Raw genomic sequence first — 7,930 nt, forward strand, 5'->3', positions numbered from 1 at the left:
CTGACCATAATTCTAATTTTATCAATCAACCAGATCTGTCCCTCTTTGGATTTAAGATCTTTGGCTGTATTAGATATATCATTAGAAAATTGTTTAATTTTATCACCTGTTTCTTTTGCACTATCTTTTAAATTTTCTCTCCCTCGTTTTAGCTCATCCACTATTTTATCAGTTGCTTTATTACCAACCCAAACAATAGAAAACACTACACTTAAAGACATTAAAATTGTTGTTAATATTTTCTGGGCAAATTTTTCTATAACTGGTTTAACAATTTGAAGTGTCTCACAATAAGTGCATATCTTTTCAAACTTTAAGTTATAAGCCTCTATCATATATTCAATTTTAATATCCATCATTTACCTCGAAAGTCTTTCATCTAATTTATTTATTCTTAACAGCAAGCCCTCTCCTCTTTTACCAGGAACCATTTTAATTAATTTTTTGGAGGCTCCCAATGCAACTTTAGATCTTTTCATTGCATCTTTAACTTCTTTTTTAGCTTCTTCTGGTTTCTTACTTTTAAATTTATTTATAAAGCTTTTCACCAAATTTACAATTCCTCTAAGAATTGCTTTTCCAATATTCCAAGCAATTTTAAAGAGTGAAGTTGCAACCATGGCAATAATAGATGTCACAATTAATGAAATTATTGCAGCTGCAATTGTATGAACTGCTCCAGCAACACTCGCAGATATTCCAATTTTAACGGCATAATTTATTAGTGACACCCTACTTGCTGTTAGTATTGCTCCCAAATATTCCGATCCTGCTACCATTGCAGACCTCACGGTATTAGCTTGGAGCATATATGATAATTGATCACCAACTGCAGATCCTGCTGTTTTCAACTGAGATCCAAGACTAACATATTCTTTCTTTATTTCTTTTATTCTTTCTTGATCCTTAATATCTTTTTCATTTGCTGCTTCCCGTAAATATTTCTTAACTAATAGGAGGTTATCATACTTCATAAGAGTTAACATTTTTTTATTTTCTAATATATGTAAATTCGATAACAGCAGATCATACTTAATAGATTCTGCTAAAAAGTTTATTTCATCTTTAGTGAAATTTAAATTCATTATGTTTAACCTCCAAATAATATTTTTTTATTTCTTTTTATTTCCAAGATTTGTAACTCTTTTCTTCAAATGTTTCTTTTCTGATTTATCTGCAATTTTCTTTATAACTCCGATTGATGCTTTTATAGCAGATGAATCAACTTTTTTACCTTTTTTACCTTTTTCAAACATTTGTTTTATTTTTGCAATAAGATTTCTTATAACGGGAAATAACATTTTTCCCAGAATGCCCAAACCAATTGTGGTCAAAATTGCCATTGCAGTAATCAATGCATTTGCAGCCATTATTGATGAATTATTAAAATTGGTAATATAGTCTGCTATTTTTTTTCCGGCATCGCTATTAACAAGTTCTCTTTGAGTCACGATAGTTGTATGCCCAGCCGCGATATCTTTAATTTCTTTGTCGGCTGCTCGTTTTATTAATGCTAAATCAGCTTTCTCATATCCAAGTTGAATATAAATATATTGTGCTATAGTATTTCTTATTGATGTTATCAAACTTTTCATATGATTAAAAAATTCACCAAATTCCAAATCCTTCAATGCTGACATTGCTTTATCTTTATTTTCTTTCATAAATTCTTTTCCAGAATTAAAAAGTTTCTCTAACCTATCTTTATATTTATCGGATAATTCTGCAGATTGTTTCAGTCCACTCCCAGCCGCCACCTTGGTTACTTTTTTTTCATATTCTTTCACCAATTTATTATGATCTATATCTTTTTTTCTAAGATTTGCAAGCAGTTCAGAAAATAATGAACTTGAATATGCCCAAAGTTCGTCATAAGTCATTTTAAAAAATCTACCAATTTCCTTTTTATTTGCATGTAACATCTCTTTCCCTGATATTAGATTTTTCATTCCTCTATCAAGCTGGGTTTCCTGCTCAGTAATAAATTTTTTCACAATATTTATATTTTTGCAATTTAAAATAGAAACTAATTGATTGGATTCTAACAGACCAATATTATCTTTAACAGTACAATATTTGATTGATTCTGCTAAAAAATTTATTTCATTTTTAGTGAAATTTAACTTCATTATGTCTAACCTCCTGGTGATATTTTATTTCTTAGATACCGATTTTTTTCTCAAGATACTTTTACTTGCCGAATCAACACTTTTAACAAATCCTTTAACTTCACTTTCTTTCTTTTTGCTCATCCCACTCATAAAATTAACAACTCTTTTTGCCAATGATGAAACTACCTTGGCCAAAACTAATCCGGCTTTTGTTAAAGCAAAAAGACATAAAACTATTGTAACGTTTGCTAATATTCTGGATGATTTAGAAAAAGATCCAGGAGCCATGACACTATCTTTTCCTTTTGTCAAGTATAAACCTTGATATTGAAGAGCAATAGCATCTCTATATTTTCTAATTACTTTCACAGCAATTTCTTTTAATTGATTTAAATAAACCGCTCTATCTTTAGGAGCTTCAACTTTTAATTTATCTTTAAGTGATGTTAATTCGACCTTATATTTTTGCAATTCACTTTTCATGCTTTCGGATTCACGAGCAATTTTTTCCACTTTCTCAGAATTTTTGCTAATCTTCCCAGCAGTTGTATCTTTTCCAGTTGCTAATTTTGCACCCTTTAACACTGTGTTTCCAACTAATACCATAAGTGCAGCTTCAAGAACCGTTTTTATAAGGCCAAAGATAACAAATCCGCCACTAAATATTGCAGTTTCACCAGCTTCTCTTAAAATATATTTATTCACAACAGAAACATCTTTCATTTCGAGCAGTGTTTTGATTTGAGCACATTCCATTAATCCAATGTGTTTCTTTAATAAATCAAAACGAATGCTATCTGCAAGAAACTTAGCATCTGATTTATTCAAAGTGTGTTTCATTATTTTCTCCTTCAATTATGGAGAAGGGGATAAATTAATATCCCCTTCTCTTTATCCCAAAAAAATTACTGGATATAATGTCTCAAGAAAATTTTCTCAGTTGTTCTGGTTGGTTCCAGGATTATATCAACGTTGAAAATCTTTCTCTTTCTTTCTTCATCGGTTGCACCAGCTCTCACGGAATAGCTATACAACCCGCGCTGTTTCTTAACAGTTTCCAAGAAACCAGCAGCTGCACTTTCAACCATAGACCAAGTTTCTTCATCATTCTGCTCATAAATGAAATTTCTGCAGAATTTTCTAAGAGCCCTATCAATATACAGAACAACGCGGACAATGTTAATATCCTGCATTGCACTTGGCTTGCTCTGCGATGATAATTGCTGCCAGAAAACAGGGAATCCCTCAAGCCTAACGATATAATTCAGCTGTGATAAATACAAATTATCTCTCTGTGCCTGTTTAGGATTGAATCTCAAATCCTTAACAAGTTCACACACACCTCTATTGAGACCTGCAAATGCAAACCAAATAAAAGTTTCTTCATCGCTCTGAGGAATAATATAACTCAGGTGATAAGTTGGAGAAACCCAAATATATCTTCCACTGTTATTATCATAAACTTTTGTATAGTTTGTCCATAACGATGTATATGCATTATTATATGGATGATTCTGGTATCTTGCAGCTATAGCTGTTTCTGGAGTTGTACTATCACCATTATCGAGCAGAGCTATACAATCTTTTCTAAGAATTGATGCAAGATAATTGATATTATCTTTAACTGCCGTTGGATAGTTGGCATCGAACACCAAATCAAACAGCACGTTGTCAATATCATAAACACTGTCATCCAGATCACCAACATATGCTTTTGATAAGAACTGTGTTGCAATAGTTCCATCCAATTTCCCATTGACATCCCATAATGATCCGTCCGATCCTGACCCTAATTCTTTCATCGTCAAGTCTCCACCGCCAGCATACACTTCGGCACCAAACTTAAAAATAATATCATGAATCAACGGGTTATAAGGATCAACAATTCCGTCACCATAATGAGCATATAATTTATTCTCGACCACACTCTTAATAATATCACCATCAAGAGCTGGAGTTGCAACCCAAGTTAAACCAACAGCATTCCACACAACATAATTGCCGTCTAAACCAGCAAATGTTCCCCTGCCACCACGCCTAACAAAATATGTGTCACCAGCTAAAGGAGCAATAGGGGCTTCATAAACCATATCAATGACACTAATGACAGCTGCACCTAATTCATTTTCAACTTCGGCTACAAGCTGATCATATGTTTTTCTATCACTGATATAGCATCTGACATATTTACTATTTCTTTCAAGGACGTCTTCAATAAAAATACTCTGACCAAAATCATCAACAATTCCATCTTTAAATGAAACTTCCCAATATTCAACTAAAAGAAGAGATCCATCATCCTTTTCATAATAGATATCAAGAATGAAAGTTTCTTCTTTATTCATGACTTTTGTCAATCTGAATTTGAGTCGGTTGTAATAGACACCTCTTCCAGTGGCTTCAAAAAGCATAGCCGGATGCCAATAATCTAATGCCGGAGGTTCGGCTTTCCCAAAAAATTGAGAAGCTGCCAATTTTCTATCAGTGAAAATATCCTGAGTGAAAATGGTTGTTAAAGCTCCACCAGTAGGTTTCTGAATTTGCACTGCTAAGTTAGCAACCTGTGCATCCGTTGGTAACACTCTCATACAATATAATGCACCTGAGCTTGTTACATTCTTTTCTGCATTCAACATCCCCTGGCCATAAACCGGACCATATTTAAAATAATTTGGATTACCATATGTTGAAACAAGACTTTCTTTATCAACACAGAATACCACTTCATTATCTGGACCTTTATCTGCAAGGAATGCAATGAATCCAATAGAAACGGGAACATTTTGCACATATGCTGTTAAATCTGTAAAACTTGAATATGCGCCTGGGCTAATAGGAATTGACATATTATTTTCCTCCTAATTTTATTTCCATCTTACATGAAATAATACCATGCTAAAACTAATTCCAATGTATCATTTTTTGTGATACTTGGGAAGGTAATTCTAGATGCTAAAACAAATCTAGTTGCTAAGGCTGGTGTTGCATTATCTGTAAACCATAATCCTGCTTCATTTAAACTTAAACCATTGCATTGTGTTCTTCCAATAACCATTGTTGCCTTAGCAATAAGATTTCTGTTGTTATTGTTCATATCTTGTAGATATTCAACACTTAAGAATTTTTTCTTTCTTCCGTCCGGAGTGCAGTCTGGGTCAGTCACATCAATAACAATTTCTGTATTTAAACCATGATCTTCAAGATCTGGATCTAAAGGAAGGTTAGGATCGCCGGGATCTGTTCCACCGGTTCCAACGGACATATATCTAAGGAATAGATCTTTATCTCCGCTACCTAAAACTCTATCTTCTCCAAATACACGCTGGGCAAAAATTTCTCTACCATCATATACAATTTTGTTGGATTTAAATAGTAATTGTGAATTAGATTTATTATAAATTTCTAACCAGCCACTACCAGGACCAAACGCAGAATCTTGTATCTTTTTAAAACGGTAGTCTGCTAAATTTAGATATTTGATCACAATCCTTCCTCCTTATATCTTAACACTTTATTTTTGTTCATCTTTTTAATAATAATCATCCTCCTCTGTTTTTTAAATTATCAAATATATCTTTCTGTGATCCAGGAACTCTATCTCCTCCACTTTCTAAATCTAATATATCTTGGTGATTTAAATAATTTTCATATTGTCCAGGAGCCCAATTAGTTCCTGGGGCCAAAAGTTCTCTATCATCTAACATATTTTCCAAATATTCATTCAATGTTGGTGGGCCAGCAAATTCATTTATTAATTTATTTGGAGAAGAATCAGCATTTAATCTATCTTTAAATTGCTGAAGTGTTGTTGGATTTCCTTGATATGGTGCATTTTCTTGTTCCAACATAATCATAGCTGGATATATAGACTCAAAACTAATTCTAACATCAACCATATTTGGGTGCTGTTTAAAAGAAATATCATTAGCATCCCCACCTTTAACAACAGAAATATCCGTTATAGCAGCTTCTTTTATTTTAAATAATCCTGGACAATCAACTCTGACTATATACGGCCTATCATATAATATTCCATCAGCAGATTTTGGAGTGCATAGCGCCATGAGTGCTATTATTGGATTAACTATTCTGTGTTTATACATAGCATAATCATATGGATTAATATTATATAATCGTATCGTGGCAGAATATGATAATCTTGAGCTTGATCCTTGCCATATATTTGGAAGATCTATTCTTTTACCCTTGGCCAAATTAGCAGCAAGTGATCCCAACCCACCATATGATTTTGTTATATTTGAAACACTTTTATATAGATCTTGTCCAAGAATATCTTTTGCGTGCTGTTCCAATCCTTTGACTTCTGACATATTTCCTAGTTGTTGAACAAAATCTTGAACTGCCGGATTTGCTCTTGATAATGATATTAATTCCACTGGCATCACAGAACTAAATAGATTAAAAGCAGATCCCATAAAAGATGGGCCATATGAACTAGAAACTCCATCTGATATTGCTCCCTCCGATAAAATATATAATGATAGTTTATTTCTTACCATTTCCATACCAAGAGATCTTAAAGTATTTTTATATTCACTTAAAGCTGGTTTTGAATAAAAAATATGCGGCCCGAAATCGATGGTTTGTAATCTTGGATAAAGATCCATCCTCAATAAAAATTGTCTTGTATCCTCTGGCGGTTTATCGACGCCACATCCGGACATTACTAAATCTTCAGGTGGGAATCCTATTCTATCTGGCAATTGTCTATATGGTTCACCTTTAGAATATTCTAATTCATTTAGATTTACCTGTACACCTAAATCTAAATTATTAATAAAATTTTGTATGCTCTGCCCATTGATACCTAATTCATTTCCTATATGCTGTAAATTTTCCCAAAAACTAAATCCTCCTGGCATATTATATTTCCCCCTGCATTACATATCCTTGGACTTTATTATATTCATTTATCAAATCGCCCATCTGTGAACCTTGATCTCCAGAATTATTAGAAACAACAGTTGAGTTAGAACTTTTTATTTGATTCATAATTGTTGTTGATTGTGCTTTAATTGCTGTTACCGTATTAGAAACTGCTTCTTTTATTTTTTCTCCACTCTTATATTTAGCTTCTTCCATTTCTTTAAAAATACTAGATAAATTTTCCTTTGCTCTTTTTGTAAATGTATCTGCTCTATTTGATATCTCAGCAACTATGGGTAACTTCTGTTTTATAAATTCTTTTATTTCATCATCTGTAGCTAATTTATTATCTCTTATTTTCTTTAATGCCAATGCCATTCTAGAAACATATTCTGGTTTCGATATTTTTCCTTCTTTATACATGGATTCTAATTCTAAAAATTTTCGAGAGTTGATTGATATTTCATACAATCTTCCAGAATTTCTGAATGAGTGTCCAAATTTTTTATCAGATTCAATTTGGTTTTTTAGATTTGAAATATTTTCTATTGCCATTGAATCAGATCTAATCTTTCCTTTCAACTCTTTCACAGGAGCAATTAATTCTTGTTTTTTGGATTCGATTTTAGATTTAACAAAATCAGCAATATCCTTATTTGTTATATGCCCACGTTTTTTGTATTCTTTAATAAGATTTCCCATTCTAGCAGTATACTCAGTCTTGCTCATTTTTCCTTTCTTGAAATCATACTCAATACTCATAAGTCTAGTTGCGGGATCCAATGCTTGTTGATAAATGGGGTATTTGCGGATACCACCAAGCCACTTTCCCTCAAGGGATTTTGCTTTTTTATTCAATTCATCAAGTCTATTAATTGCTTTGGTATCTAAATCAATCTTTCCTTTCAACTCTTTCACAGGAGCAATTAATT

General features: G+C 32.5%; 8 protein-coding genes. All 8 read right to left on the reverse strand.

Annotated features, from left to right (window positions below):
• A partial coding sequence (locus M0R36_10460) for a hypothetical protein (GenBank protein MCK9556216.1) occupies nt 1–359 on the reverse strand: 359 nt, incomplete at its 3' end.
• On the reverse strand, nt 360–1,085 hold the full coding sequence (locus M0R36_10465; protein MCK9556217.1) for a hypothetical protein: 726 nt from the start codon (nt 1,083–1,085) through the stop codon (nt 360–362).
• Nucleotides 1,086–1,112: 27 nt separating this feature from the next.
• On the reverse strand, nt 1,113–2,129 hold the full coding sequence (locus M0R36_10470) for a hypothetical protein (GenBank protein ID MCK9556218.1): 1,017 nt from the start codon (nt 2,127–2,129) through the stop codon (nt 1,113–1,115).
• Nucleotides 2,130–2,153: 24 nt separating this feature from the next.
• A complete protein-coding gene (locus M0R36_10475; protein ID MCK9556219.1) occupies nt 2,154–2,951 on the reverse strand; it encodes a hypothetical protein in 798 nt (265 codons plus the stop codon).
• A 65-nt stretch (nt 2,952–3,016) separates the two neighbouring features.
• Nucleotides 3,017–4,957, reverse strand: coding sequence for a hypothetical protein (locus tag M0R36_10480; GenBank protein ID MCK9556220.1), 1,941 nt, complete (start codon nt 4,955–4,957; stop codon nt 3,017–3,019).
• 29 nt (nt 4,958–4,986) lie between these two features.
• Nucleotides 4,987–5,595, reverse strand: a complete 609-nt coding sequence (locus tag M0R36_10485) for a hypothetical protein (GenBank protein MCK9556221.1) — start codon at nt 5,593–5,595, stop codon at nt 4,987–4,989.
• A gap of 55 nt (nt 5,596–5,650) precedes the next feature.
• Complete coding sequence (locus M0R36_10490; GenBank protein ID MCK9556222.1) at nt 5,651–6,994, reverse strand: hypothetical protein; 1,344 nt, start codon at nt 6,992–6,994, stop codon at nt 5,651–5,653.
• Between the two features lies 1 nt (nt 6,995).
• Nucleotides 6,996–7,930 (reverse strand): hypothetical protein (locus tag M0R36_10495; GenBank protein MCK9556223.1); only part of this gene is annotated, 935 nt, incomplete at its 5' end.

The sequence above is a fragment of the bacterium genome (assembly GCA_023228325.1).
Lineage (GTDB): Bacteria > Auribacterota > UBA6266 > UBA6266 > UBA6266 > UBA6266.

Coding starts and splice junctions, on each gene's coding strand:
- M0R36_10465 (MCK9556217.1), bottom strand. CDS start 1,085: ATGAATTTAAATTTCACTAAAGATGAAATAAACTTTTTAGCAGAATCT.
- M0R36_10490 (MCK9556222.1), bottom strand. CDS start 6,994: ATGCCAGGAGGATTTAGTTTTTGGGAAAATTTACAGCATATAGGAAAT.
- M0R36_10480 (MCK9556220.1), bottom strand. CDS start 4,957: ATGTCAATTCCTATTAGCCCAGGCGCATATTCAAGTTTTACAGATTTA.
- M0R36_10470 (MCK9556218.1), bottom strand. CDS start 2,129: ATGAAGTTAAATTTCACTAAAAATGAAATAAATTTTTTAGCAGAATCA.
- M0R36_10475 (MCK9556219.1), bottom strand. CDS start 2,951: ATGAAACACACTTTGAATAAATCAGATGCTAAGTTTCTTGCAGATAGC.